Source organism: Pseudomonas sp. Root562 (assembly GCF_001427125.1).
Lineage (GTDB): Bacteria > Pseudomonadota > Gammaproteobacteria > Pseudomonadales > Pseudomonadaceae > Aquipseudomonas.
On the sequence record NZ_LMGK01000007.1, the window covers coordinates 50841 to 77188 of the forward strand.

Sequence of the window (26348 nt, forward strand, 5' to 3'; positions counted from 1 at the left end):
AGTGCTCTTTTGCCGCGAGGATGTTGACCCCGGTAATGAATGAAGGTAGCTCTGGATGCCAGCCGTCAAAGTAAAAGAGAACGAACCCTTCGACGTAGCTCTGCGTCGTTTCAAGCGCTCCTGCGAAAAAGCCGGTGTACTGGCTGAAGTTCGTAGCCGCGAATTTTACGAGAAGCCAACTTCTGAGCGTAAGCGCAAGGCAGCAGCCGCTGTTAAGCGTCACGCCAAGAAAGTTCAGCGCGAACAGCGCCGCGCCGTTCGTCTGTACTAATACACAGACGATCGTAGCAAGCTTCTGCCAAGCCCGGCCCTCAGCCGGGCTAATGGCATTTGCGTAAAACGCTTGATGCTTCACCGTCGAAGCCGCAGATGCGACCAAGACAAATCTGCTTCATCACGTCAGACCTGGCTCTTTTGCCAGCGGTGCACGTCTTTTCTGACGAGTCTTTCAAGGCTACTGACGAGCACACCCACTGATTCCTCTCACGACGATCAGCCCAAGGCATCACCTGCATGCCAAATGATGAGCTATCCGAGACCTGTTACGGGTCGCAGCCGGATTCAGCGCAACACTTTCAAATAGTCGAATACTGATGAGTATTAACGTCAGTGGATTTTCGGCAGATACACTTCCCGATAGCGATTACGCAGACGACACTGGTCGAGCCGCATACCCTGCGCGCCTCACACAATGACCCGCGTTTGGCCGCCCTTCGTTTCGGGCACCCTTGAGCGCAGATGACGAGAACGCCATGGCCGGGCTGATTCCCCAGAGCTTCATTGACGACCTTCTGAACCGCACCGACATCGTCGATGTGGTCAGCTCGCGCCTGCAACTGAAAAAAGCCGGCAAGAACCACACGGCCTGCTGCCCGTTCCACAAAGAAAAAACGCCTTCGTTCAGCGTCAGCCCCGACAAGCAGTTCTATTACTGCTTCGGTTGCGGCGCTGGCGGCAATGCCCTTGGTTTCATCATGGACCACGACAACCTGGATTTCGTCCAGGCTGTCGAAGAACTGGCCAAAGCCGCGGGCATGGAAATCCCTCGCGAAGAAAGCGGCCGCCCGCACAAGCCTCGGCAGCCGACCGATTCGCCGCTGTATGCGCTGCTCAGCGCCGCCGCCGATTTTTATCGTCAGGCCCTCAAAAGCCATCCTGCGCGCAAAGCTGCCGTGGACTATTTGAAAGGCCGCGGCCTGACCGGCGAAATTGCCCGCGATTTCGGCCTCGGCTTCGCTCCGCCGGGCTGGGACAATCTGTTCAAACACTTGAGCAGCGACACCCTGCAGCAAAAAGCCATGATCGATGCAGGCCTGCTGATCGAAAATGCCGAAACTGGCAAGCGCTACGATCGTTTCCGCGACCGGGTAATGTTCCCGATCCGCGACAGTCGCGGGCGCATCATTGCCTTTGGTGGCCGGGTCCTGGGCGATGACAAGCCGAAATACCTGAACTCCCCGGAAACACCGGTATTCCATAAAGGCCAGGAACTTTACGGCCTGTATGAGGCGCGCAAAAACAATCGCAACCTCGACGAAATCATTGTTGTCGAGGGTTACATGGACGTTATTGCCCTGGCCCAGCAAGGCCTGCGCAATGCCGTCGCAACGCTGGGTACCGCCACCAGCGAAGAACACTTGAAGCGACTGTTTCGTGTGGTGCCCAACGTACTGTTTTGCTTCGATGGTGACCAGGCTGGTCGCAATGCCGCCTGGCGCGCGCTGGAAGCAACCTTGCCAAGCCTTCAGGATGGCCGCCGCGCCCGCTTCCTGTTCCTGCCCGAAGGGGAAGATCCGGACACGCTGATCCGCTCCGAAGGCACCGATGCCTTCCGCGCGCGAATCAATCAGCACGCGCAGCCGCTGGCCGACTACTTCTTCCAGCAACTGACCGAAGAATCAGACCCGCGCTCGCTGGAAGGCAAGGCCCACATGGCCACCCTCGCAGCGCCGCTGATCGACAAAGTGCCTGGCGCCAACCTGCGCATCCTGATGCGTCAGCGCCTCAGCGAAATCACCGGCCTGAGCGGCGAAGCGGTGAGCCAGCTGGCGCAAAGCGCCCCACCGGAAGCGCCGCCGGCCTACGACCCCGGCTTCGATTACGACGCGATGCCCGATTTCAGCGACTATCATCAGCCGCAATCGCAAGAAATGTATGTGCCGCAACAGGAATGGACGCCGAAGAAACCCGGTGCGGGCGGCAAGAAATGGGACAAAAAACCGTGGGACAAGAATGGCAAACGCGGCGGGGATCGCGACCAGCCTCCACGTAAACCGATTGCTGTCGAAGCCCCTACGCTGATTGCGCTGCGCACGCTGATTCATCATCCGCAGTTGGCTGGCAAGGTCGAAACCGCCAACCATTTCGCCAATGAGCGCAACACCTATGCACAATTGCTGGTAGCCCTCATCGAGGCAGTGCAGAAAAATCCTAAGCTAAACTCAATTCAGCTGATGGCCCGTTGGCACGGCACGGAACAGGGCCGCTTGCTCAAGGCCCTGGCAGAAAAGGAATGGCTGATTCAAGGCGACAACCTTGAACAACAGTTTTTAGACACCATTACTAGGTTATCAGCGGGTCAGCACACCGATAGCCTGGAAGAACTCATCAGGAAAGCGAAGCAGCCAGGATTGACTGCCGAGGAAGCAAATCAGATCGCAAATCAGATGCGCGACCTATTAAAACGCAATATGGCAGTACCAAACCCGACCTCAACTGGCGCGTGAGGTCATAGCTCAGGTATAATCCTCGGCTTGTTTTTTGCCCGCCAAGACCTTCAGTGGATAGGGTGTTATGTCCGGAAAAGCGCAACAGCAGTCTCGTATCAAAGAGTTGATCACCCTTGGTCGTGAGCAGGGCTACCTGACTTACGCGGAGGTCAACGACCACCTGCCGGAGGATATTTCAGATCCGGAACAGGTGGAAGACATCATCCGCATGATCAATGACATGGGGATCAACGTATTCGAGGTTGCGCCAGATAAGGATTCCCTTATGCTGGCCGACGCCGATACCGACGAAGCCGCGGCCGAAGAGGCAGCTGCTGCGTTGGCAGCGGTCGAGACCGACATTGGTCGCACTACCGACCCGGTGCGCATGTACATGCGCGAAATGGGTACGGTAGAGCTCCTCACGCGTGAAGGCGAAATTGAAATCGCCAAGCGTATTGAAGAGGGCATCCGCGAAGTGATGAGCGCAATCGCGCACTTCCCTGGCACGGTTGACCATATCCTCTCCGAGTACACCCGCGTCACCTCCGAAGGTGGTCGCCTGTCCGACGTCCTGAGCGGTTACATCGACCCGGACGACGGCATTGCGCCGCCTGCCGCCGAAGTGCCACCGCCGATCGATCCGAAAGCCGTGAAAGCGGACGACGATACCGATGACGATGACGCCGAAGCTTCGGATGACGAAGAAGAAGCCGAAAGCGGTCCGGATCCGGTCATCGCTGCACAGCGCTTTGGCGCTGTCGCCGATCAGATGGAAATCACCCGCAAGGCGCTGAAAAAGCATGGTCGCAACAACAAGGCAGCGATTGCCGAGCTGTTGGCCCTGGCCGAGCTGTTCATGCCGATCAAACTGGTGCCGAAGCAATTCGAAGGCCTGGTCGAGCGTGTTCGCAGTGCCCTGGATCGTCTGCGTCAGCAAGAGCGTGCAATCATGCAGCTCTGCGTTCGTGATGCGCGCATGCCCCGTGCCGATTTCCTGCGCCAGTTCCCGGGCAACGAAGTCGACGAAAGCTGGACCGATGCACTGGCCAAAGGCAAAAGCAAATACGCTGAAGCCATCGGCCGCCTGCAACCGGACATCGTTCGTTGCCAGCAGAAACTGACTGCGCTGGAGACCGAAACCGGTCTGACCATCGCAGAGATCAAGGACATCAACCGTCGCATGTCGATCGGCGAGGCCAAGGCCCGTCGCGCGAAGAAAGAGATGGTTGAAGCGAACTTGCGTCTGGTGATCTCGATCGCCAAGAAGTACACCAACCGTGGCCTGCAATTCCTCGACCTGATCCAGGAAGGCAACATTGGCTTGATGAAAGCGGTAGACAAGTTCGAATACCGCCGCGGCTACAAATTCTCGACTTATGCCACCTGGTGGATCCGTCAGGCGATCACTCGCTCGATCGCCGACCAGGCCCGCACCATCCGTATTCCGGTGCACATGATCGAGACGATCAACAAGCTCAACCGGATTTCCCGGCAGATGTTGCAGGAAATGGGTCGCGAACCGACTCCGGAAGAGCTGGGCGAACGCATGGAAATGCCTGAGGACAAGATCCGCAAGGTATTGAAGATCGCTAAAGAGCCGATCTCCATGGAAACCCCGATCGGTGATGACGAAGACTCCCATCTGGGTGACTTCATCGAAGACTCGACCATGCAGTCGCCAATCGATGTGGCTACCGTTGAGAGCCTTAAAGAAGCGACTCGAGAAGTGCTGTCCGGCCTCACTGCCCGTGAAGCCAAGGTGCTGCGCATGCGCTTCGGTATCGACATGAATACCGACCACACCCTCGAGGAGGTTGGTAAGCAGTTCGACGTGACCCGTGAACGGATTCGTCAGATCGAAGCCAAGGCGCTGCGCAAGCTGCGCCACCCGACGAGAAGCGAGCATCTGCGTTCCTTCCTCGACGAGTGATCAAAAAACCCCCGGCCCAGGCCGGGGGTTTTGTTTTATGCAGATAAAATCCCCGCGCTGCACCCCTCCCGCCGATTTGCCCGTCTACACTCGAAACATTCCCCGAGCCATAACGAGACCGTTATGCCCAGACTGCCGACCGTGCTTTTTTTGCTGTCGCTGATGACCTGGACCGCAACGGCTGGCGCGCTGACTCTTACCGACGAAGAACGTAGCTGGCTTGCGGACCACCCGGACTTGCGCCTGGGTGTCGATGCGTCCTGGCCCCCCTTTGAGTTTCGCGACGATGAAGGGCGTTACCAGGGCCTTGCGGCAGACTATATCAACGTGATTCGCCAGCGATTGGCCGTCAAACTGACGCCTATCGAACCGGCCAGCTGGAGCGTTGTGCTGGAACAGGCCAAGCAAGGCAAGCTCGATCTGTTGCCGGGCATCATGTCGACACCGGAACGCCAGGCTTTCCTGTCGTTTACCCGGCCTTACCTGGATTTTCCGATTGTTATCCTGGCCCATGTTGGCGGTGCTCAGCCACGCAGGATCGAAGACCTGTACGGCCTGAAAATCGCCGTGGTGGAAAACTATGCCCCCCACGAACTGCTGCGCACTCACCACCCCGACCTGAACCTGGTAGCCATGCCCAACGTCAGCTCGGCCTTGCAGGCACTGGCTATCGATGAGGTGGACGCCGTGGTGGGCGATCTCGCCTCCAGCGTCTGGAGCCTGCGCCAGCTGAAGCTCGACGGGCTCTACGTCAGCGGCGAAACCCCTTATCGCTATCAACTGGCCATGGGCGTACCTCGAGACAACAAGATGCTGGTCGGCATTCTCGACAAAGTCCTGGCCGACATGACCCCCGCCGAAATCAGTGCCATCCAGGAGCAATGGGTCGGCAACGTTCTCGACCACCGCACGTTCTGGTCCGACCTGCTGGTCTATGGGTTGCCGGGGTTGCTGCTGCTGTTTATCGTGCTGGTGGCGGTGATCCGGGTCAATCGGCGACTGAGCTCGGAAATCGCTCGACGGGTCGATCTGGAACAGGAACTGCGTAGCAGCGAGTATCACTACCGCGGCCTGGTGGAAAGCCTGTCGGCCATCGCCTGGGAAGCGCGGATCAGTGACTTCACCTACAGCTATGTGTCGCCCCACGCCGAGGATCTGCTGGGTTATCCCCTGTCCCATTGGCTGATCCCGGGCTTCTGGCGCAACATCATTCACCCCGCGGACCTCATCCGAGCACAAAGCTTTTGCGATCACGAAGTGTTGGCCGGGCGCGACCACAGCCTCGATTACCGAGTGATCACGGCCGATGGCCGCTGCTTGTGGGTGCGTGACATCGTCAGCTTGATCGAACACGGTCATGAACCGGTCATGCGTGGGCTGATGATCGACATCAGCGAGGCCAAACGTACCGAAGAGGCACTGCGGCTGTCGGAGCAAAAGTTTGCCTCGGTATTCCAGCAATGCCCGGACATATTGGTGATCGCGCGGCTGTCCGATGGCTGCCTGCTGGAGGTCAACGAAGCCTTCGAAGAGCAGATCGGCTTGCGTGCCGAAGACGTCATCGGCCAGACCGCCACCAATCTCAACATCTGGGGCATTCCCGGCGTGGGTCCGGGTTTGCTGCAGCGCTTGCAGGCTGGCAGCATCCGCAACCTGGAAATGCCCTTTCGCCGCAGCAATGGCCAGGTGTTTACCGGCCTGATCTCCGCCGAACCGTTCGACCTCGATACAACCCCGGCGCTGGTGGTGGTCGTGCGCGACATCACCCAACTCAAAGAAACCCAACAGCAACTGCAAACCTCGGAAGAAAAATTCGCCAAGGCTTTCCACGCCTCTCCGGACGGCCTGTTGTTGTCCCGTCAGAGCGACGGTCTGCTGCTTGAGGTCAATGAAGGGTTCAGCAGAATTACCGGGTTCAACAGCGCGATGTCTGTGGATCGTTCGGCGCTGGACCTGGGGATCTGGGTCAACCTCAACGAACGCAAACAGATGCTCGACTTGCTGCACCGCGACGGTTTCGTCCGCGACTTCAGTTGCCATATCCGCCGCAGCGACGGGCAGATTCGCCTTTGTGAAGTCTCCAGCCGTCCGCTGCCAATCGGTGACGAAGACTGCATGCTGACCATCGCCCGCGACATCACCGAACGCCACTTGATGCAGGAAAAACTGCAACAGGCCGCGACCGTATTCGAGAGCACCGCCGAGGGCGTGTTGATCACTGACACCCAACAGCACATCAGCGCGGTCAACCGGGCATTTACCGAGATCACCGGCTACAGTGAAAGCGAAGCGCTGGGCCATACCCCGCGCTTGCTTGCCTCAGGCTTGCATGACAGTGCGTTCTACGCCGCGATGTGGCACCAATTGACGGCCGAGGGGCACTGGCAAGGGGAGATTTCCAATCGGCGCAAAAATGGCGAGCTCTACCCGAGCTGGCTGACCATCAGCGCCGTGCGCAACCGCGACAAATTCATCACCCACTTTGTGGCGGTGTTCGCCGACATCTCCAGCCTGAAACACGCCCAGGCCAAGCTTGACTACCAGGCCCACCACGACCCTTTGACCGGCCTGCCCAACCGGACGTTGTTCGAAAGCCGCTTGCTGACCGCCCTCAACACCCAGAAGGAAAACGGTGGCCAGGGCGCAGTGCTGTTTCTCGACCTCGACCGCTTCAAACACATCAACGACAGCCTTGGCCACCCGGTCGGCGACCTGCTGCTCAAGGGCATTGCGGTTCGCCTCAAGGAGCAGTTACGGGATATCGACACCGTGGCACGCCTGGGCGGCGACGAGTTCATCATCCTCCTGCCCGGGCTGCAGCAACCCAGCGATGCCGACAACATAGCCACCAAGCTGCTCAATTGCTTTACCGCGCCATTCCAGGCGGGCGAGCATGAGTTCTTCATCAGCTCCAGCATCGGCACCAGCCTTTATCCACAGGACGGCTGCGACGTGGCCACGCTCATCAAGAACGCCGACGCGGCGATGTACCGCTCCAAGGCCAAGGGGCGTAACCGGGTCGAAAGCTATACCCGCGACCTCACCGCCCAGGCCAGCGAGCGCGTCGCCCTCGAACATGAACTGCGCCGCGCCATCGAACGCAACGAACTGCACCTGTATTACCAGCCGAAAATCAGCCTCGACGACTATCGCCTGGTAGGCGCCGAAGCATTGATCCGCTGGCACCATCCAACTTTTGGCGACGTGCCGCCAGAGCACTTCATCGCTCTGGCAGAAGAAAACGGCATGATCCTGCAGATCGGCGATTGGGTGCTGGAAACCGCCTGCCGCCAAATGCATGAATGGAATAAATCCTACGAAGGCCTTGGCCCGCTGTCGGTCAACCTCGCCGGCGCGCAACTGCGCCAACCGAACCTGCTGGGGCGTATCGAACAACTGCTCAAGGACTACCGCCTAAAACCTGATCTGCTGCAATTGGAGATCACCGAAAACTTCATCATGAGCCAGGCGGAAGAAGCGCTGGCGGTGCTGCATCAACTCAAGCACTTGGGTGTGCAACTGGCGATCGACGACTTCGGCACTGGCTATTCGTCACTGAGCTACCTCAAACGCCTGCCACTGGACATCCTCAAGATCGATCAATCATTCGTCCGCGGCCTGCCGGACGACCCCCACGATGCGGCGATCGTTCGCGCCATCATCGCACTCGGACGCAGCATGCAATTCACCGTGATTGCCGAAGGTGTCGAGACCCAATCGCAACAACAATTCCTCGCCGCCGAAGGCTGCGAACAAATCCAGGGCTACATCGTCAGCCTGCCCCTACCCCCCGACGAATTCGCCGCGACGTTTCTTCGTACAACCGTATTGGATTTTTCGGATAGCACAGCCGCGAAACCGTCGCTATAATCCGCGACCTACTGAGGGCCTATAGCTCAGTTGGTTAGAGCAGAGGACTCATAATCCTTTGGTCCACGGTTCAAGTCCGTGTGGGCCCACCAAACAAGAAAGCCGCGCAGTGCGCGGCTTTTTCGTGTCTGGCGCAAAAGCGTCGTCGATGCTGATCGATGGCATGGAACTGGCGCGCTTGATGGCCGAGAACAATTTGGGCTGCAGCGTGAAGCGCTCTACGAGATCAAACACATCGATTCGGATTACTTCACCGAAGACTGATGTTTAATTGCGTTTACTTAAGCTGTCGAAATATCGGATGACGCCTTAGGACCTTGTAGGCAAACTCCGAATCTTGCTGTTGGGCACTTTGCCGCCTTGTTGCGCTTTTGTTTGACGGGATAGTCTCCGGTGTCGCTGAGCATTCAGCGATCGGGCTTGGAAACCCGTCGAAATTGAAAGCAGCAGTTTGCCTATCTCAACCACGAGTTATGGCAGCTGTGCGCGGGACGTCTTCGGGCGTGCCGGTTTCCTAATTTCCCGGTTTTCCAACCTGCGCACAGCTGCCACCCATTCGCTTGGAAACGAATGCGGCAGCCCTTCAAATTAGGAGCTTCACCATGACTAAAACAAATACATCTGCGATTTCAGAACTAAAAACCGTCGGCTTCACCCCCTTCATGTATCTCTCGGATCAACCCCTGTTCCACGTCTGCCGCGACGTCCCCATCGCCGACGCCCTGGCCCAAGCCTCCGACCTGCTGTTCCTCGCCAAATCCCTGACCGTCGACGCCGCCTACGCCCAAGACTCCGACCGCCACGCCTGGGCTGCGCATTACCTGACGACGATGAGCAAAGCGGTGATTGATGATGTGGTGAAGGTGCTAACGCGGCGGCCTGCTCAAACCAGAAAGGAAGCAGCCCCCTCGAAAAAAAAATAATCACGGCAGAGTTGAAAGCTCCCAAAAAGGGACCGATCGTTCCCTTTTTGGGACTGAAAGAGCCAGGTTTTTCAGTCCAAACACATCACGAAGGGATGGCCTGCACGGCTCGCAACCGTTCCAGCATCTGCCCCGTCCATACAACCTCATACGTGTCCGCAGCCCGCCCCCATTGCTCCACAAGCGCCATGCCGTCCACCAGTGCCACTGCCAATTCAGAAATCGTCCCGGCCTGATCTTCGATGATTGCTTGAGTCCGGCCCCACAGCCGATCAGTCATCGCTTTAAGCTGCGCCGTTATGCGCTCGCTCGACGCTGGATTGCTATCCTGGCAGGTGATGTTGCGAAGCAGGTGCTGCAGCTCCCTGATTTTTGCGTAATCCTGTTCTGCCCCCTGCTCGCCTTTGAGGATCGCGGTGGCTTTGGGCTTATCAACGTGTTTTGCGGCTGAAGGTTTTGAAGGGAGTGTCTGCGCCATGGCGCCAGCCAGGAGCACCATCATCCGGGCTTCCAGATACGCCTTCATGGCTTCCATCGACGAAATGGGGCGCACCAGGGTAATGGACGCCCCTCCGTGGTGCCGCAGATCCTTGGTCACCGTCAAGGTCACGCCGCCCGTGGCAAAGCCCAAGGCGCGGGCCACGACGTAGTGGCCCATTTCGTGGTGGGCGATCTGCAATGCACGGTCGCGCACGGCGGTAGGTAACTTTGTTGTCATGCCCTTCACCTCGCACCCTTGACTGCCTCAATCCTAGCCGATTTCCACACCCTCTCTTTCGCCCAACAAAAAGCCGCGCAATGGCGCGGCTTTTTGACCCAAGCTTCAGCCCTTATTTAGGCAAAGCATAGGCAATCACATAATCCCCACGATCCGGCGACTGACGCGCACCGCCCACGGTCAGCAGGATGTACTGCTTGCCCGTCTTCGGTGAAACGTAAGTCATCGGCCCGGACTGGCTGCCTACCGGCAAGCGCGACTTCCAGATTTCGTTGCCGTTGCCGGTGTCGAAGGCGCGCAGGTAGAAGTCCTGGGTACCGGCGAAGAACAGCAGACCGGATTGGGTAGCGAGTGACGCGCCGAGGGTGGGCATGCCGATCGGGATCGGCAGGTGCATACGGATGCCCAGCGGGCCGGTGTCCTGCACGGTGCCGACCGGGACTTGCCACATCAACTTGTGGGTCTTGAGGTCGATGGCCGACATGGTGCCGAACGGTGGTTTCTGGCACGGAATGCCGACCGCGGAGAGGAAGCGCTCGCGCATCGCGCCGAACGGTGTGCCTTCCTGAGGGACAACGCCCATTTCAATGCCGCTGGCTCCAGCGCCGATCTTGTCACGCGGAATCATGTAGTTGGCCAGGCCCAGGCGCATGTCGTTGACGAACATGTAGTTCGTGTTCGGATCAACCGAGACGCTGCCCCAGTTCATGCCGCCCAGCGAGCCCGGGAATTGCAGCGCGCGATCCATGCCTGGCGGGGTGTAGACGCCTTCGTGGCGCATGCCCTTGAACTGGATGCGGCACATCAACTGGTCAAACGGTGTGGCACCCCACATGTCTGACTCGGTCAGGGTCTTGTTGCCGATTGACGGCATGTCGACGGAGAACGGCTGCGTCGGCGAGTAGCGTTCGCCGGGCACATGGCCCTGCGGCACCGGGCGCTCTTCAACGCGGGCAATCGGTACGCCGGTTTCACGGTTGAGCAGGAAGATCTCACCCTGTTTGGTGACTTGCGCCAGGGCTGGCTGAGTGCCGCCCTTGTCGTCCGGCACGTCGTACAGCAGCGGTTGCGCCGGCAAGTCGAAGTCCCAGAGATCGTTGTGGGTGGTCTGGAAGTGCCAGCGCACCTGACCGGTTTTCACATCGATGGCGACGACAGACGAGTTCCACTTGTTGTCCATCTCGGTGCGTTGACCGCCGAAGAAGTCCGGGGTGGCGTTGCCGGTTGGCAGGTACACCAGACCGAGCTTGGCATCGTAGGACATCGCCGACCAAACGTTCGGCGTACCGCGGGTGTAGGTCTCGCCGGCAGGTGGACGTTTGGTGGTGTTCGGGTTGCCCGGATCCCAGGCCCAGACCAGTTCACCGCTGCGCACGTCGTAGGCACGCACCACGCCCGGCGGCTCGCCGGTGGAGTAGTTGTCAGCCACGCGGCCACCGACGATCACCACGTCTCCGGCGACCAATGGAGTAGAGGTCTGCTGGTAGTAACCGGGCTTCACCTCACCCATGTCGGTGGTCAGGTCGACGGTGCCCTTGTTACCGAATTCTTCGCAAGGCTTGCCGGTTTCAGCATTGATTGCGATCAGACGTGCATCTCCGGTCGGCAGAAACAGGCGTTTCGTACAGGCGGCCGGCTGACTGTCCGATGACACCGGGGTTTCGGAATAACCCAGGCCACGGCAGCGTTGCCAGTTGGGCGCGGTGCCTTGTGGGTCGAACTTCCAGCGCTGGGCGCCGGTGTCGGCATCCAGGGCAAAGACCTTGCCGTAGGCGGTGCAGGTGTAGACCGTGTCACCGATCTGCAGCGGGGTGTTCTGGTCTTCAGCGCCAGCACCGGTGCTTTGCGGAATGTCGCCGGTACGGAAGGTCCAGGCGACCTGCAACTTGTCGATATTGCCTTTGTTGATCTGGTCCAGCGCGGCAAAGCGATTGCCGGCGGTGGTGTTGCCCCAATGCGCCCAGTCTTTCTGCTCGGTGCCCGGGGTGACCGGCGTTACCGGAGGGACGGTGTCGTTCTTCACCACGTGGGTCGGGACGAACATGTAGGCCATCGTCGCAACGACGCCAATGCCCAGAATACCGGCCAACCCGTAGGCGCCACGCCCGCCGTTCGCGCCCGAAGCGCGGACCAGGGTTGGATAGATCAACGCCACGACCAGGCCGATGACGGCAAACGTCAGCACGCGTGAGACCAGCGGCCAGTATTCAAGGCCAGCATCCCAGACGGCCCAGATCGCGGTGAGGATCAGCGCCACGCCATACAACCACGCACCCAGCGACTTGCGACGGGCAATCATCAGCCCGGACACCAGCATCGCCAGGCCCATCAGCAGGAAATACCAGCTACCCCCAAGCGCGATCAGGTACCCGCCACCACCGATCAGGCCAAGCCCGATCAGTGCAATCAACACACCCAACCCCGCCAGCAACCACTTGCTGCCAGCGGCAACCCCAGAATTTTTCATGTCGAGATTTTTCCCCATTTGTGACAAGGGGCGGAATAATGTACTACCTGGTTACTTATGGCAATTTGTCGCAGGCAGAAATGTCCTGAACGGTACTAAGGCTAGCCCAAGGAACCGTCGCGAGCGTCGTGCAGAAACTGCCTGTAACATGCTTGCGCATTGATCGACGCCCTGGAGACTCCCTTTGCCTGACACTCGCCCACCCGTTCTCGATGAAATCGACCGTCAGTTGATCGCGGCCCTGCAGATCAACGCCCGTGAGAGCGTCGCCATGCTGGCCCGGCAACTGGGCATCGCCCGCACCACGGTCACATCACGCCTGGCACGATTGGAAAAGGCCAAAGTCATCACCGGTTATGGCGTACGTCTCGGGCAACGGGTAGTGGATGGCGGGTTGCAGGCGTATGTCGGGATTACCGTACAGCCACGCTCCGGCAAGGAAGTGTTGCGGCGTCTGAGCGCGATGGCTCAGGTGCAGCAGTTGTGTGCGGTAAGTGGCGAATTTGATTATGTGGCGTGGTTGCGCACCGATTCGCCGGAACAGCTGGATCAGTTGCTGGACCAGATTGGCAGTGTGGATGGTGTGGAGAAAACCACGACGTCGATCATCTTGAGTAGCAAGATCGATCGGGGGCAGCCGGTTTAGTTTTTGCCGATAATTTTTGGTGCCAGAACTGGCCTCTTCGCGGGCAAGCCCGCTCCCACAGTAGTCAGTGTGTATTGATAGTTCGTCATATTGATCAAACCGATAGCAAAATGACGACACTTTGCGTCTTATTAACGTGTTCTGTGCTCTCTAGAATGGCTGGCATCTTTTCCTATACTCAGATGCGCATCCCGCGTCGGGTCGCCAGCAAGGTCAGCCATGAACAAGAACAATCGCCATCCTGCAGACGGTAAAAAACCAGTCACTATTTTCGGCCCGGACTTTCCTTTCGCTTTCGACGACTGGATCGAACATCCGGCGGGTCTTGGCAGCATTCCCGAGCACAATCACGGTGCCGAAGTGGCGATCGTCGGCGCCGGGATCGCAGGGCTGGTGGCAGCGTACGAATTGATGAAGCTGGGCCTCAAGCCCGTGGTCTATGAGGCCTCGAAGCTGGGCGGGCGCCTGCGCTCCCAGGCGTTCAATGGCACTGACGGCATCGTCGCCGAGTTGGGCGGCATGCGCTTTCCGGTGTCGTCCACCGCGTTCTATCACTATGTCGACAAGCTGAATCTCGAAACCAAGCCCTTCCCCAACCCACTGACACCGGCCTCAGGCAGCACTGTCATCGATCTGGAAGGCAAGACCCATTACGCACAAAAATTGGCGGATCTTCCTGCACTGTTCCAGGAAGTCGCCGACGCCTGGGCCGATGCCCTGGAAGCGGGCTCGCAGTTCTCTGATATCCAGCAAGCCATCCGCGACCGCGATGTGCCGCGCCTCAAAGAGCTGTGGAACACCCTCGTACCGCTGTGGGACGACCGCACCTTCTACGATTTCGTTGCCACCTCCAAGGCGTTCGCCAAGCTGTCATTCCATCACCGTGAAGTGTTTGGCCAGGTCGGCTTCGGTACCGGTGGCTGGGACTCGGACTTCCCGAACTCGATGTTGGAAATCTTCCGCGTGGTGATGACCAACTGCGACGATCACCAACACCTGGTGGTCGGTGGCGTAGAACAAGTACCGCAGGGCATCTGGCGCCACGTCCCTGAGCGCTGCGTGCACTGGCCGCAAGGCACCAGCCTCAAGTCATTGCACAGCGGTGCACCACGTTCCGGGGTGAAGAAAATCGCCCACGCGCCGGGGGGCAGATTTGCGGTCACCGACAACAATGGCGACACCCGCGAATACGCCGCGGTGCTGACCACGTGCCAGAGCTGGCTGCTGACCACCCAGATCGAATGCGACGAAACCCTGTTCTCGCAAAAGATGTGGATGGCCCTGGACCGCACCCGCTACATGCAATCGTCGAAGACCTTCGTGATGGTCGACCGCCCCTTCTGGAAGGACAAGGATCCGGAGACCGGCCGCGACCTGATGAGCATGACCCTCACCGATCGCCTGACCCGCGGCACTTACCTGTTCGATAACGGCGACGACAAGCCAGGGGTGATTTGCCTGTCGTACTCGTGGATGAGCGACGCGCTGAAAATGCTGCCGCATCCTGTGGAAAAACGCGTGAAGCTGGCGCTGGATGCGCTGAAGAAGATCTACCCGAAAGTCGACATCGCTGCGCGCATCATCGGCGACCCGATCACCGTGTCGTGGGAAGCCGACCCGCACTTCCTCGGTGCCTTCAAAGGCGCACTGCCCGGCCACTACCGCTACAACCAGCGCATGTACGCGCACTTCATGCAGCACGACATGCCGGCCGAGCAGCGCGGGATTTTCATCGCCGGTGACGACGTTTCGTGGACGCCGGCCTGGGTCGAAGGCGCGGTGCAGACCTCGCTCAACGCAGTGTGGGGCATCATGAAACACTTCGGCGGTGCAACTCACGCCGAGAATCCGGGTCCAGGAGATGTGTTCAACGAGATCGGACCGATCGCCCTGCCCGAGTAAGAGGAATCCGAAATGCGCGTAGCCCTTTACCAATGTCCACCGTTGCCGCTGGATGTCGCCGGCAACCTGCAACGCCTGCATCAACTGGCGCTGGAGGCGAAAGGCGCCGATTTGCTGGTGCTGCCGGAGATGTTCCTGACCGGCTACAACATCGGCATCGATGCCGTCAGCGTGCTGGCGGAAGTGCACAACGGTGAGTCGGCGCAACAGGTCGCGCGCATTGCCCGAACGGCAGGGATTGCCATTTTGTATGGCTATCCCGAACGCTCCGAGGACGGGCAGATCTACAATGCCGTGCAACTGATCGACGCCAGCGGCGAGCGTGTCTGCAATTACCGCAAAACGCATCTGTTCGGCGATCTCGACCATTCGATGTTCAGCGCCGGAGCCAACGATTTCCCTGTGGTTGAACTCAACGGCTGGAAACTTGGTTTGCTGATCTGCTACGACCTGGAGTTCCCGGAAAACGCACGGCGCCTGGCGCTCCAGGGTGCCGAGCTGATTCTGGTGCCGACGGCGAATATGATTCCCTTTGATTTCGTCGCCGATGTCACGGTCCGTTCCCGCGCTTTCGAAAACCAGTGCTATGTGGCCTACGCCAATTACTGCGGGCACGAAGGCGATATCCATTACTGCGGCCAGAGCAGCATTGCCGCGCCTGATGGCAGCCGTATCGCCCAAGCGGGTCTTGATGAAGCGTTGATCGTTGGTGAACTGGATCGTCAGCTGATGATCGACTCGCGTTCCGCCAACCGCTATTTGCTCGACCGTCGCCCCGAGCTTTACGGCGATCTGAACAAGCGCTGACGAATCCGCTAGCATGAGCGCTTCTCTGTTCTGGAAGTGCCCATGCCCGCGTTGAATCACCCTCGCCCCCATACTGAAACCCTGGCCAACGGCTTGCGGGTGACGCTGCGTCATGCCCCGAACTTGAAGCGCTGCGCGGCGGCATTGCGGGTTGCTGCGGGGAGCCACGATGTGCCGCTGGCATGGCCTGGCCTGGCGCATTTTCTTGAGCACTTGCTGTTTCTCGGTACCGAGCGTTTTCCTGCGGGCCAAGGGTTGATGGCGTACGTTCAGAGCCATGGCGGCCAAGTGAATGCGCGGACCAGCGAACGCAACACGGATTACTTTTTCGAATTGTCGCCCCAGGCGTTTGCCGGTGGTCTGGAACGTTTGTCAGATATGCTCGCGCATCCGCGTATGAATCCGGACGATCAGCAGCGGGAACGAGAAGTGCTGCATGCGGAGTTTGTCGCGTGGTCGCAGGATCCAGTGGCGCAACAGCGACTGGCTTTGTTCGAGGGGCTCTCCGAGACTCATCCGCTGCGGGGTTTCCACGCTGGCAATCGCGACAGCCTGCCCCTTGGGCAACCCGAGTTTCAGCACGCTTTGCAACATTTTCATCAGCGCTTCTACCAGACCGGACAGATGACTTTGAGCCTTGCCGGCCCGCAGAGTCTCGATGAATTGCGGGTGATGGCCGAAGCCTTTGGCGCGGTTGTTGCCCAAGGTGAAAAAGTCCCGCAACCCCTTCCCACGCCGCTGCTGACGACGTCAGACAGAAGCTATCAACAGGCTGACGAACGTCGGCTCGATTTACTGTTTGCCCTTGAATCGCTGCCCGACTCTTGCACCGAAGCACTGGAATTCCTGTGCCATTGGCTCAATGCCGAGAAACCGGGGGGCTTGCTCGCGGATTTACGCGAGAAAGGCGTGGCCGAAAAGCTCAAGGCAGAACCGCTGTATCAATTCGCCGGGCAAGCCTTGCTGCACATCGAATTCACATTGCCCTTCGAAGTATCGGCGAGCGACATACCAAGGCGTCTCATGGATTGGCTGAGCTTCTTCGCCCAGCAAGACTGGAGCCGGTTGCGTGAAGAGTACGCAGCCCTGCTCCAGCGCCAGCAACCAGTCAGCAGTGCGTTGCAACTGGCCCGACGGGACAGCGAGCAGCGCGAAGCCGGGTTATCCGGGCACGGTGTTAAAGCCCTGAAGCAAATCCTCAAACAGATTGGCGCGGTGGATAACTTCAGCGGTTCATGGCAACTGCCCGCACCCAATCCATTCCTGAACACCGAGCCGCCAGCCACCAACGCCGGACTGATTCGCGGCCAGACCAGCGCCCACCGTGGTCTGCGCACTTTTGCCCAAGACCGCTCGCGCAGTCGTCGCGAACGTTCGCCAATGCAATTCAGCCAGGCGTTGCCGGACAACAGCATTGAAGGTGCGATTTATCTACGCTGGCGTCTGCTCTCGACGCCCGACAGCCATCTTCAATCGCGGCTCGACAGCGCGCTGCGTCCGCTACGCGAAGATGCACGTCAGGCGGGAGTGGACTTTTCCTTCAACGTTTCGGGAAATGAGTGGCTTCTGAAGATGACCGGCTTGCAGGAGCCGATGCCCATCATCCTGGAGCACGCGCTGAAAGCGCTGACAACGCCTGATGCCGTGGTCGTACAGCCAGAACCTGCAAGCGTTGCGCTGATTCCGATTCGACAATTGCTCAAGGCATTGCCTGACCTCTGTCTTGGCCACACCGCTAACTCGGACGACATGCAGCAACTCTGGACGAGTGCACGCTGGGACGGTCTGGCGATTGGCCTGTCCGCCCAGACTCAAGCGGCCATGGGCCTCGCTTTGAGCCGCATTCCCGGAACGCCGGACAATCAGCAGACCCCGCCGCTTTCGATCCCATCACAACGCCTATGGAGCATTGTCGATACCGATTCGAGCGAGCATGCGATCCTAATGTACTGTCCGACTTCAACCACTGAACTGGCCGACGAAGCCGCGTGGCGTTTGCTGGCACATATCTGCCAGACGTCGTTCTACCAGCGTCTGCGAGTGGAGTTGCAGCTAGGTTATGCCGTGTTCAGCGCGCTGCGGCAGATTCATGGGCAAACCGGGCTGCTATTCGGTGTGCAATCACCGACCGTGGCGCCAGTGGACCTGTTGCAGCACATCGAGCAGTTCCTCGAGAGTTTGCCGCAGCTGATCAATGCCATTGGCGACAGCGCTTTCATCGCCCAGCGTCAGATTCTGGCTGGCCAGTTTTCAAGCACCGCATTGCCCGTCGTCGAGGCAGCCGAGTTGTTGTGGCAAGCCAAGCTGGCGGGCCGCTCGTCGGATTATCTGACACAGTTGCCCGAAGCAATTTTGCTGATCGACCGCCCCCTTTTGCTGGCTGCCGCACAGCGATTGAATCAAGCCGAGGGCGGCTGGCACTGCCTGGCCAACGGCATTGCACCGGGCGCACCTTGGCAAGCGACAAAATGATCATTACCGGGGCTGCAACGAGCTTTCTCAAAGTTTCACGGGCAATCCCTCTGAAATTTTGAGTAACATAGCAGCCTAACTATTTGGAACATCTCTGACTTGAGGTGGACTATACCTATAGATAGCGCTGTCCTTACCCTACCTGAAGGAGTTCAATTTATGGCCTGGACCAAACCGGCTTACACCGACCTGCGTATCGGCTTTGAAGTCACCATGTACTTCGCAAGCCGCTAATCGCTGCCTTGGCAGTTGAGCAGCACAACGCCTCGGATATCCGAGGCGTTTTATTTTCAGCGTTGAAATGATGGAGCGCCCATGTTTGTCCAGATTCTAGGTTCCGCTGCCGGCGGCGGTTTCCCCCAGTGGAACTGTAACTGCGTGAACTGCGCAGGTTTTCGCGACGGCAGCCTGCGGGCCAAGGCGCGGACGCAATCGTCCATCGCGATCTCCGATGACGGCGTGAACTGGGTGCTGTGCAACACCTCCCCGGACATTCGCGCCCAGCTCCAGAGCTTCGCTCCGATGCAACCGGGCCGTGCCCTGCGCGATACCGGGATCAGCGCCATCATCCTCATGGACAGCCAGATCGACCACACCACCGGCCTGCTCATGCTGCGTGAAGGTTGCCCGCATCAGGTCTGGTGTACGGACATGGTCCATGAAGACCTGAGCAGCGGCTTTCCGCTGTTCAACATGCTCAACCACTGGAATGGCGGGCTGACCTGGAACCGCATCGAGCTCGACCAGAGTTTCAGCGTGCCAGCCTGCCCGAACCTGCGTTTCACCCCACTGCCCCTGCGTAGCGCCGCGCCGCCCTACTCCCCGCATCGTTTCGATCCGCATCCGGGCGACAACATTGGCCTGATCGTCGAGGACCTCAACACCGGTGGCAAATTGTTCTATGCACCGGGCCTGGGCAAGGTTGATGCGTCATTGCTGGAGATCATGGCCGGCAGTGATTGCCTGCTGGTGGACGGCACCTTGTGGGACGATGACGAAATGCAGCGCCGGGGCGTCGGCACCCGTACCGGTCGCGAGATGGGGCACCTGGCGCAAAACGGCCCTGGTGGCATGCTCGAAGTGCTTGAGCAACTGCCCAAACAGCGCAAGGTGCTTATCCACATCAATAATACCAATCCGATTCTTGATGAGGATTCGCCGCAGCGTGCAGAGCTGGATCGGCGCCAGGTTGAAGTGGCGTATGACGGCATGAGTATTGTGCTGTAGCTGATGGCCCCATCGCTGGCAAGCCAGCTCCCACTGGGATTGATCGTGCACGCGAAATCTGTGGCGCAACACAAAACCTGTGGGAGCTGGCTAGCCAGCGATGGCGCCAGACCAGACACCATAGAACCCACCGGTTGTATTCCGGAGAACCGCAATGACCGACGTCCCGATGTCCCCCACCGAATTCGAAGCCGCCCTGCGCGCCAAAGGCGCCTTCTACCACATCCACCACCCCTACCACGTGGCGATGTATGAAGGTCGCGCTAGCCGTGAGCAGATCCAGGGTTGGGTCGCCAACCGCTTTTACTATCAAGTGAACATCCCGCTCAAGGATGCTGCCATTCTGGCCAACTGCCCGGACCGCGAGATCCGTCGCGAGTGGATTCAGCGCCTGCTCGACCATGATGGCGCACCGGGGGAAGACGGCGGCATTGAAGCCTGGCTGCGTTTGGGTCAAGCCGTCGGCCTGGACCCGGATCAACTGCGTTCGCAAGAGCTGGTGCTCCCCGGCGTGCGTTTCGCGGTGGATGCCTACGTCAACTTCGCCCGTCGCGCCAGCTGGCAGGAAGCCGCCAGCAGCTCGCTGACCGAACTGTTCGCACCACAAATCCACCAGTCGCGCCTGGACAGTTGGCCCCAGCATTACCCATGGATCGACCCGGCCGGCTACGAGTATTTCCGCACCCGCCTGGGTCAAGCGCGGCGTGATGTCGAGCACGGTCTGGCGATCACCCTTGAGCACTACAAGACCCGTGAAGGCCAGGAGCGCATGCTGGAAATTCTCCAGTTCAAACTGGACATTCTTTGGAGCATGCTCGATGCCATGAGCATGGCCTACGAACTGCAACGCCCGCCATATCACAGCGTGACCCGTGAGCGGGTCTGGCACAAAGGAATCACTTTATGAGCTTTGATCGCAGCAAGACGCCGAGCTGGCGTCCCGGCTACCGTTTCCAGTACGAACCGGCGCAGAAAGGCCACGTGCTGCTGTATCCGGAAGGCATGATTAAACTCAATGAAAGCGCCGCGTTGATCGGTGGCTTGATTGATGGCGAGCGGGATGTCGCGGCGATCATCGAGGCGCTTGACCAGCAGTTCCCCGGCGTGCCCGAGCTCGGTGACGACATCGAGCAATTCATGGAGGTTGCCCGTGCGCAGCACTGGATCGAACTTGCCTGAGTCATCGGTGCAAGTACCGCCCAAACCTGAGATCGGCCTGCCGCTGTGGCTGTTGGCTGAGCTGACGTACCGCTGCCCGCTGCAATGCCCGTACTGCTCCAACCCGTTGGACTTTGCTGAACAGGGCAAGGAGCTGAGCACCGAACAGTGGATCAAGGTGTTTCGTGAAGCGCGGGAAATGGGCGCGGCGCAGCTGGGTTTTTCCGGTGGCGAACCGCTGGTGCGTCAGGACCTCGCCGAGCTGATCGGCGAAGCACGCAAATTGGGTTTCTACACCAATCTGATCACCTCCGGCATCGGCCTCACCGAACAGAAAATCAGTGACTTCAAGAAGGCCGGCCTCGATCACATCCAGATCAGTTTCCAGGCCAGCGACGAGCAGGTGAACAACTTGCTGGCCGGCTCGAAAAAGGCTTTCGCGCAGAAACTGGAAATGGCCCGCGCGGTGAAAGCCCACGGCTATCCGATGGTGCTGAACTTCGTCACCCATCGGCACAACATCGACAAAATCGACCGCATCATCGAGCTGTGCATCGCCCTTGAAGCGGACTTCGTCGAACTCGCCACGTGCCAGTTCTATGGTTGGGCGCAGCTCAATCGTGTCGGACTTTTACCGACCAAAGAGCAACTGCTGCGCGCCGAACGCATCACCAATGAATACCGGGCCAAACTGGAAGCCGAAGAGCATCCGTGCAAATTGATTTTCGTCACGCCGGACTATTACGAAGAACGCCCGAAAGCCTGTATGAATGGCTGGGGCAGTATTTTTCTGACAGTAACGCCGGACGGAACCGCCTTGCCGTGTCACGGTGCCCGGCAGATGCCGGTGCAGTTTCCCAATGTGCGCGACCACAGCATGCAACACATCTGGTATGACTCGTTCGGTTTCAACCGTTTTCGCGGCTATGACTGGATGCCCGAGCCGTGCCGTTCCTGCGACGAGAAAGAAAAAGACTTCGGCGGCTGTCGCTGTCAGGCATTCATGCTCACCGGTGACGCGAGCAACGCCGATCCGGTATGCAGCAAATCCGCCCATCACGGCGTAATCCTCAAGGCCCGCGAAGAAGCCGAGCACGCCACCCAGACCATCGAACAACTGGCCTTTCGCAATGAACGAAACTCACGCCTCATCGCCAAAAGCTGAACCTCTGAGCGCCGCCAAAGCAGTAGCGGCCGGTATCGACTTTGCCGAGTTACAGGTTGGCCCACACGGCTTGTTCTGGAATGAATATCGTCCGGAGGACGCCGCGTGCCGAGTCTGGCACTGGCAAGCTGGCACAGCGACGTGTCTGACACCGCCCGGGTTCAGCGTGCGCAGTCGGGTGTACGAATATGGCGGTGGAGCGGTTTGTCTGACTGCCGACGGCATCGTCTTCGTCAATGAGGCTGACCAGCAACTGTATCGTCAATCGCTCCAGGGCGAGACGCCAGAAAGGCTGACCTGCGGTACCTGCCGTTACGGTGATTTGCAGTTCGCCAATGGTCAGGTGCTGACGGTTGAGGAAAACGGCAACCAGCACCGTTTGGTCGCGATCGATCTGGCGGACGGCACGCGACACCTGCTGGCCGAAGGCGCCGACTTCTACGCGGCCCCGACCCTCAGTCCTGACGCTCATCGACTGGCCTGGATCGAGTGGAGCCGCCCACATCAGCCGTGGACCGCAACCCGCTTGATGGTTGCCGAGCGCCTGACCGATAACACCTTCGGCCCGGCCCGCTGCGTGGCCGGAGACAATGCTGAAGAATCCCTGCAACAACCGAGATTCGATAACGCCAGTCGGTTGTTTTGCCTGACGGATCGGGGCGGGTACTGGCAACCGTGGATGGAAGCGGAAAACGCTCTGACCCCACTGCCAAGCGCTGCCGCCGATTATGGTCCGGCACCCTGGCAACTCGGTGGCTGCACCTGGTTACCCCTGAATGATGGCGACTATCTGGCGAGCTGGACAGAAGACGGTTTCGGTCGATTGGGCCTGTGTGGTCATTCCACGCAAGACTATTCCAGCGATTACAGCCGCTTCCGCCACCTCGCCATCGATGCGCAGTTCATTTACTGCATCGCCGCCTCACCGGTCAGTTCGGCTGCGGTAATCGCGATCGATCGCCAGTCGCAAAAGGTAAACGTGCTGGCCGGAGGTGTCACTCCGCTGCCTGCTGAAAGAATCAGTCGCCCGCAGACCCTGCGTTACCCAAGCGGTTCGGGCGAGGCTCACGGTTTCTTCTATCCGGCAATGACCGGGGAAGCGAAACCACCGTTGGTGGTGTTCATCCATGGTGGCCCGACTTCGGCGTGCTATCCGATGCTCGACCCGCGAATTCAGTACTGGACACAACGCGGTTTCGCCGTGGCAGATCTCAACTACCGCGGCAGCAGTGGCTATGGCCGAGCCTACCGCCAGGCTTTGCATTTGAGTTGGGGTGAGGTGGATGTCGAAGATGCGTGCGCGGTGGTCAGCCATCTCGCCGATCGTGGCTTGATCAATGGCGACAAAGCGTTCATCCGCGGCGGCAGCGCAGGTGGCTACACCACGCTGTGCGCACTGGCCTTTCACAACGTGTTCCGCGCCGGCGCCAGCCTTTACGGGGTCAGCGATCCGGTGGCATTGGGCCGGGCTACCCACAAGTTCGAAGGCGACTACCTCGATTGGCTGATCGGCGATCCAGTGCAGGACGCCCAGCGCTATGCCGCGCGCACACCGTTATTGCACGCCGACAACATTCGCGTGCCGGTGATCTTTTTCCAAGGGGAACTGGACGCCGTGGTCGTGCCTCAGCAGACCCGCGATATGGTCGAAGCCTTGCAGAACAACGGCCTCCTGGTCGAAGCGCATTACTACGCGGATGAACGTCACGGTTTCCGCAAGGCCGGTAACCAGGCCCATGCGCTGGAGCAGGAGTGGTCGTTTTATCGGCGAGTGATGAATCTGCCGCTGTAAATCAACGCTTGGCGATGATGTACACCGCGTGCACGATCCCCGGAATGTAGCCGCACAGCGTCAGCAAAATATTCAGCCAGAACGCCCCGCCGAATCCTACTTGCAGAAACACGCCCAGTGGCGGCAACAAGATAGCGATGATGATGCGAATGAAGTCCATGGGCAGCTCCTGATTGAATGGGGCTCATGCAAGCCCTACAGCTAATCGACCCTTGCCGTTGGTCAGGGTTCAGCCGGATTCCTCAGGCCAGTATCTCCAGGCCATGTTTCTGAACGATGCTCAGCAGCTTCAGCGCCATGCCGCTGGGATGTTTATCCCCTGATTCCCACTGTTTGACCGTAGAAGCGCTGGTGTTCAGGTAACGCGCGAACACCGGTTGGCTGACATTGTTGCGTTCACGTAGCGCCTTGATCTGTTCGGCCGGTATCGCGTCCGGTACGTTCGCCAGGCACGACGCATCGAATTCGCGCATGGTCGCCTTGCTGATTGCGCCGATGGCATACAAGGCACTGGCAGATTCGTGGATTGATTCAAACGCCTCGCTCTTGAATTTCTTACTCATAAAAAATCTCCGTAAACTCCCTCGTATCCAGTAAATACTGGATTTGCAACTCTGTCAGTCCCTCGTAGGTCTTGGCCATTTTCCGAAACGCGATCAGCTCGGTATGACTGATATTGCTCTGATTCTTTTTGGCATACATGAACTGGTAAACCCAGTATTCACCACCCCTCGCCAAAACAATCGAGCGATGGCGATTGGAGTTCAAGCGTTTCTTCCAGACCCCGCCGCCGAGATTATCCGCCTGCCCTTTGAGCATTTCGAGGAAGGCCTCTCGAAGCTCATCATCTCCAATCCATGCCTTTCCGGCGACCATTGCAAAGCGTTTCGTCTTGAAAAGCCTTTGTGACATTGGCATCCCTTCCCCAAAAACATACCACTGTGTGGTATAGAGCTCAAAGCCAACCGTGATGGTTGAGCGGGTATCGACATTCCCTGTCGGCACCTTTAAAAAGCCATTTATACGATCAAGTCTCAAGCCGAATTTGCCCCATGGCAAAACCCCGCCACAAAAAAACGCCCCACGCCAAAAAAAATCAGGCGCAGGGCGTGCGTATTACCGCGAGACGGTTCTGGAATGTGTGCAGGACGCGTCTGATCAGACGGCAATCCCTTTACGGCATTGCAATTGCGCGGTGCGCACACGGGAGAAAGCGCGGGCCAGGCGCAGGAGCATTTCATCGATATTGGCCATGCTGACGGTCAGCGCCGGGGTGAAGCGCAGGCAGTCCGGTTGCGGAGCGTTGAGCAGCAAGCCTTCAAACAAGGCTGCGTTGACGACGGCATCAGCAGAATCGTCGGATAGAGTCAGCCCCCAGAGCAGCCCCTGGCCGCGCAGTTCGCCGTGACCGTAACGATGGGACAAGCGCTGCAAACCTTCGCGCAGGTGCAGGGCGGATTCCCCGACATGTTCGAGAAATCCTTTGTCCTGCACACTGTCGAGCACCGCCAGACCCGCCGCGGTCATCAGTGCATTGCCGTGATGGGTGCCGCCCAGTTCGCCAGTGTCGAAACAGCAAGCCTTGCCCCGCGCCAGCAATGCGGCCAAGGGCACCCCACCGCCCAGCCCTTTGCCGAGGACGACGATATCGGCGCGCACACCGTAGGACTGTTCGGCGAGCAAGGTGCCGCAGCGACCCAATCCGGTTTGCACTTCGTCGAAAATCAACAGGATCCCCAGCTCCCGACACAGACGTTCGACGCCTTTGAGATAATGCGCCGTGGCCGCAATCACTCCGGCTTCGCTCTGAATCGGTTCGAGCATGATCGCCACGGTTCGCTCGTCAACAGCCGCGTGCAGCGCCGGAAGATCGTTGTAGGGAACATGGCTGAAGCCTGGCAGCTGCGGTTCAAATCGGTTGGCCAAAGTCGAACTGTCCGACGCCGAGATCGTCGCCAGGCTACGACCATGGCAGCCGTTATTGGCGACGATGATCCGCGAAGCGCCGCCGCGATGCTGTTGGCCCCATTTGCGCGCCAATTTGATCGCGGCCTCACAGGCTTCGCTGCCCGTGTTGAGCATGTAAGCCTGATCGCTGCCGGTACTCAGGCACAAACGCTCGGCGAGGTTGAGCATGCCGCGGTTATGCAGGCTGAAACCGGGATTGATCAGCGCCTGCGCCTGCGTCGTGATGGCATTGACCAGTGCTTTGGGACTGTGGCCCAGGCTGTTGGCCCCGCCGCCCTGGGAAAAATCCAGATACGCGCGATCATCGCTGTCCCACAACCACGAACCTTGGCCGCGGACAAAAATCTGATGGGGCCGCTCGACACTGGGCATCAGGCACTCACTGGAGAGGTTTTCGTAACTGGAGGCGAAGGAAGCACCCGCTACCAGATCATCAATCGATGGCGAAGCGCGCCGCAGGCTGAACAGATTCATGGGTTCAACCTACGTTTCAGGTGTTTTGCGTTACCTATGCAAACAACAGCGAAGCCAATGCTCTTCATCGCCTTTTCTGGCCCTGCAAGCCTTATGAATGCAGTTAGACTAGGCTCAG

General features: G+C 59.0%; 22 protein-coding genes and 1 tRNA gene. 17 read left to right on the top strand and 6 right to left on the bottom strand.

Annotation, left to right across the window (positions count from 1 at the left end):
* Positions 1-55 precede the first annotated feature (55 nt).
* The 7 genes from rpsU (at position 56) to ASD60_RS08325 (ending at position 9434) form a co-directional block, all read left to right on the top strand.
* On the top strand, positions 56-271 hold the full coding sequence (gene rpsU, locus ASD60_RS28090) for a 30S ribosomal protein S21 (RefSeq protein WP_002551877.1): 216 nt from the start codon (positions 56-58) through the stop codon (positions 269-271).
* A 481-nt stretch (positions 272-752) separates the two neighbouring features.
* Entirely contained in the window at positions 753-2726 is a 1974-nt protein-coding gene (gene dnaG / locus ASD60_RS08305; RefSeq protein WP_056853548.1) for a DNA primase, read from the top strand.
* A gap of 67 nt (positions 2727-2793) precedes the next feature.
* Entirely contained in the window at positions 2794-4641 is a 1848-nt protein-coding gene (rpoD, locus tag ASD60_RS08310) for an RNA polymerase sigma factor RpoD (protein WP_056853549.1), read from the top strand.
* A gap of 123 nt (positions 4642-4764) precedes the next feature.
* Complete coding sequence (locus tag ASD60_RS08315; protein WP_056853550.1) at positions 4765-8511, top strand: bifunctional diguanylate cyclase/phosphodiesterase; 3747 nt, start codon at positions 4765-4767, stop codon at positions 8509-8511.
* A gap of 15 nt (positions 8512-8526) precedes the next feature.
* Positions 8527-8603, top strand: a tRNA-Ile gene (locus ASD60_RS08320).
* On the top strand, positions 8590-8775 hold the full coding sequence (locus ASD60_RS28785) for a hypothetical protein (RefSeq protein WP_130905970.1): 186 nt from the start codon (positions 8590-8592) through the stop codon (positions 8773-8775). The genes ASD60_RS08320 and ASD60_RS28785 overlap by 14 nt, the downstream gene beginning before the upstream one ends.
* A gap of 338 nt (positions 8776-9113) precedes the next feature.
* On the top strand, positions 9114-9434 hold the full coding sequence (locus ASD60_RS08325) for a DUF3077 domain-containing protein (protein ID WP_056853551.1): 321 nt from the start codon (positions 9114-9116) through the stop codon (positions 9432-9434).
* Positions 9435-9519: 85 nt separating this feature from the next.
* Here the strand turns inward: ASD60_RS08325 and ASD60_RS08330 are convergent, their stop codons facing one another.
* Together ASD60_RS08330 and ASD60_RS08335 are read right to left on the bottom strand one after the other, a co-directional pair.
* Complete coding sequence (locus ASD60_RS08330) at positions 9520-10152, bottom strand: hypothetical protein (protein ID WP_056853552.1); 633 nt, start codon at positions 10150-10152, stop codon at positions 9520-9522.
* A 112-nt stretch (positions 10153-10264) separates the two neighbouring features.
* Positions 10265-12619 (bottom strand): glucose/quinate/shikimate family membrane-bound PQQ-dependent dehydrogenase, encoded by a 2355-nt coding sequence (locus ASD60_RS08335; protein ID WP_056853553.1) that lies wholly within the window; start codon positions 12617-12619, stop codon positions 10265-10267.
* A gap of 184 nt (positions 12620-12803) precedes the next feature.
* Between ASD60_RS08335 and ASD60_RS08340 the strand changes: the two genes are divergently transcribed.
* The 10 genes from ASD60_RS08340 to ASD60_RS08380 all read left to right on the top strand — a co-directional run bounded on the left by ASD60_RS08340 (position 12804) and on the right by ASD60_RS08380 (position 23788).
* Positions 12804-13265 carry an Lrp/AsnC family transcriptional regulator gene (locus ASD60_RS08340; RefSeq protein ID WP_007980298.1) on the top strand — a complete coding sequence of 154 codons (462 nt, stop codon included), beginning with the start codon at positions 12804-12806 and terminating at the stop codon, positions 13263-13265.
* A 219-nt stretch (positions 13266-13484) separates the two neighbouring features.
* Complete coding sequence (locus tag ASD60_RS08345; protein WP_056853554.1) at positions 13485-15167, top strand: flavin monoamine oxidase family protein; 1683 nt, start codon at positions 13485-13487, stop codon at positions 15165-15167.
* A 12-nt stretch (positions 15168-15179) separates the two neighbouring features.
* Complete coding sequence (locus tag ASD60_RS08350; RefSeq protein ID WP_056853555.1) at positions 15180-15974, top strand: carbon-nitrogen hydrolase family protein; 795 nt, start codon at positions 15180-15182, stop codon at positions 15972-15974.
* 42 nt (positions 15975-16016) lie between these two features.
* Positions 16017-18446: a pyrroloquinoline quinone biosynthesis protein PqqF gene (gene pqqF / locus ASD60_RS08355; RefSeq protein WP_056853556.1), complete on the top strand. Its 2430-nt coding sequence runs from the start codon at positions 16017-16019 to the stop codon at positions 18444-18446.
* Positions 18447-18605: 159 nt separating this feature from the next.
* Positions 18606-18680, top strand: a complete 75-nt coding sequence (pqqA, locus tag ASD60_RS28095; RefSeq protein WP_003444522.1) for a pyrroloquinoline quinone precursor peptide PqqA — start codon at positions 18606-18608, stop codon at positions 18678-18680.
* A gap of 81 nt (positions 18681-18761) precedes the next feature.
* Positions 18762-19673, top strand: coding sequence for a pyrroloquinoline quinone biosynthesis protein PqqB (gene pqqB / locus ASD60_RS08360; protein ID WP_056853557.1), 912 nt, complete (start codon positions 18762-18764; stop codon positions 19671-19673).
* A gap of 154 nt (positions 19674-19827) precedes the next feature.
* Entirely contained in the window at positions 19828-20580 is a 753-nt protein-coding gene (pqqC, locus tag ASD60_RS08365) for a pyrroloquinoline-quinone synthase PqqC (protein WP_056853558.1), read from the top strand.
* Positions 20577-20852 carry a pyrroloquinoline quinone biosynthesis peptide chaperone PqqD gene (gene pqqD / locus ASD60_RS08370; RefSeq protein WP_056853559.1) on the top strand — a complete coding sequence of 92 codons (276 nt, stop codon included), beginning with the start codon at positions 20577-20579 and terminating at the stop codon, positions 20850-20852. Before pqqC ends, pqqD begins: the two co-directional genes overlap by 4 nt.
* Positions 20853-20859: 7 nt before the next feature.
* Positions 20860-21996, top strand: coding sequence for a pyrroloquinoline quinone biosynthesis protein PqqE (gene pqqE, locus ASD60_RS08375; protein ID WP_442965990.1), 1137 nt, complete (start codon positions 20860-20862; stop codon positions 21994-21996).
* Entirely contained in the window at positions 21962-23788 is a 1827-nt protein-coding gene (locus tag ASD60_RS08380; protein WP_056853561.1) for a S9 family peptidase, read from the top strand. The genes pqqE and ASD60_RS08380 overlap by 35 nt, the downstream gene beginning before the upstream one ends.
* Before the next feature lies 1 nt (position 23789).
* Here ASD60_RS08380 and ASD60_RS28100 read toward each other — a convergent pair whose 3' ends face one another.
* The 4 genes from ASD60_RS28100 to ASD60_RS08395 all read right to left on the bottom strand — a co-directional run bounded on the left by ASD60_RS28100 (position 23790) and on the right by ASD60_RS08395 (position 26230).
* Positions 23790-23948, bottom strand: coding sequence for a YqaE/Pmp3 family membrane protein (locus ASD60_RS28100; protein ID WP_003228885.1), 159 nt, complete (start codon positions 23946-23948; stop codon positions 23790-23792).
* Between the two features lie 82 nt (positions 23949-24030).
* Positions 24031-24351 (bottom strand): helix-turn-helix domain-containing protein, encoded by a 321-nt coding sequence (locus ASD60_RS08385; RefSeq protein WP_056853562.1) that lies wholly within the window; start codon positions 24349-24351, stop codon positions 24031-24033.
* A complete protein-coding gene (locus ASD60_RS08390; RefSeq protein ID WP_056853584.1) occupies positions 24344-24700 on the bottom strand; it encodes a type II toxin-antitoxin system RelE/ParE family toxin in 357 nt (118 codons plus the stop codon). The genes ASD60_RS08385 and ASD60_RS08390 overlap by 8 nt, the downstream gene beginning before the upstream one ends.
* Before the next feature lie 246 nt (positions 24701-24946).
* Positions 24947-26230 carry an aspartate aminotransferase family protein gene (locus ASD60_RS08395; protein WP_056853563.1) on the bottom strand — a complete coding sequence of 428 codons (1284 nt, stop codon included), beginning with the start codon at positions 26228-26230 and terminating at the stop codon, positions 24947-24949.
* Positions 26231-26348: the final 118 nt, after the last annotated feature.

Coding starts and splice junctions, on each gene's coding strand:
- rpsU (WP_002551877.1), top strand. CDS start 56: ATGCCAGCCGTCAAAGTAAAAGAGAACGAACCCTTCGACGTAGCTCTG.
- dnaG (WP_056853548.1), top strand. CDS start 753: ATGGCCGGGCTGATTCCCCAGAGCTTCATTGACGACCTTCTGAACCGC.
- rpoD (WP_056853549.1), top strand. CDS start 2,794: ATGTCCGGAAAAGCGCAACAGCAGTCTCGTATCAAAGAGTTGATCACC.
- ASD60_RS08315 (WP_056853550.1), top strand. CDS start 4,765: ATGCCCAGACTGCCGACCGTGCTTTTTTTGCTGTCGCTGATGACCTGG.
- ASD60_RS08325 (WP_056853551.1), top strand. CDS start 9,114: ATGACTAAAACAAATACATCTGCGATTTCAGAACTAAAAACCGTCGGC.
- ASD60_RS08330 (WP_056853552.1), bottom strand. CDS start 10,152: ATGACAACAAAGTTACCTACCGCCGTGCGCGACCGTGCATTGCAGATC.
- ASD60_RS08335 (WP_056853553.1), bottom strand. CDS start 12,619: ATGAAAAATTCTGGGGTTGCCGCTGGCAGCAAGTGGTTGCTGGCGGGG.
- ASD60_RS08345 (WP_056853554.1), top strand. CDS start 13,485: ATGAACAAGAACAATCGCCATCCTGCAGACGGTAAAAAACCAGTCACT.
- ASD60_RS08350 (WP_056853555.1), top strand. CDS start 15,180: ATGCGCGTAGCCCTTTACCAATGTCCACCGTTGCCGCTGGATGTCGCC.
- pqqF (WP_056853556.1), top strand. CDS start 16,017: ATGCCCGCGTTGAATCACCCTCGCCCCCATACTGAAACCCTGGCCAAC.
- pqqB (WP_056853557.1), top strand. CDS start 18,762: ATGTTTGTCCAGATTCTAGGTTCCGCTGCCGGCGGCGGTTTCCCCCAG.
- pqqC (WP_056853558.1), top strand. CDS start 19,828: ATGACCGACGTCCCGATGTCCCCCACCGAATTCGAAGCCGCCCTGCGC.
- pqqD (WP_056853559.1), top strand. CDS start 20,577: ATGAGCTTTGATCGCAGCAAGACGCCGAGCTGGCGTCCCGGCTACCGT.
- ASD60_RS08380 (WP_056853561.1), top strand. CDS start 21,962: ATGAACGAAACTCACGCCTCATCGCCAAAAGCTGAACCTCTGAGCGCC.
- ASD60_RS28100 (WP_003228885.1), bottom strand. CDS start 23,948: ATGGACTTCATTCGCATCATCATCGCTATCTTGTTGCCGCCACTGGGC.
- ASD60_RS08385 (WP_056853562.1), bottom strand. CDS start 24,351: ATGAGTAAGAAATTCAAGAGCGAGGCGTTTGAATCAATCCACGAATCT.
- ASD60_RS08390 (WP_056853584.1), bottom strand. CDS start 24,700: ATGTCACAAAGGCTTTTCAAGACGAAACGCTTTGCAATGGTCGCCGGA.
- ASD60_RS08395 (WP_056853563.1), bottom strand. CDS start 26,230: ATGAATCTGTTCAGCCTGCGGCGCGCTTCGCCATCGATTGATGATCTG.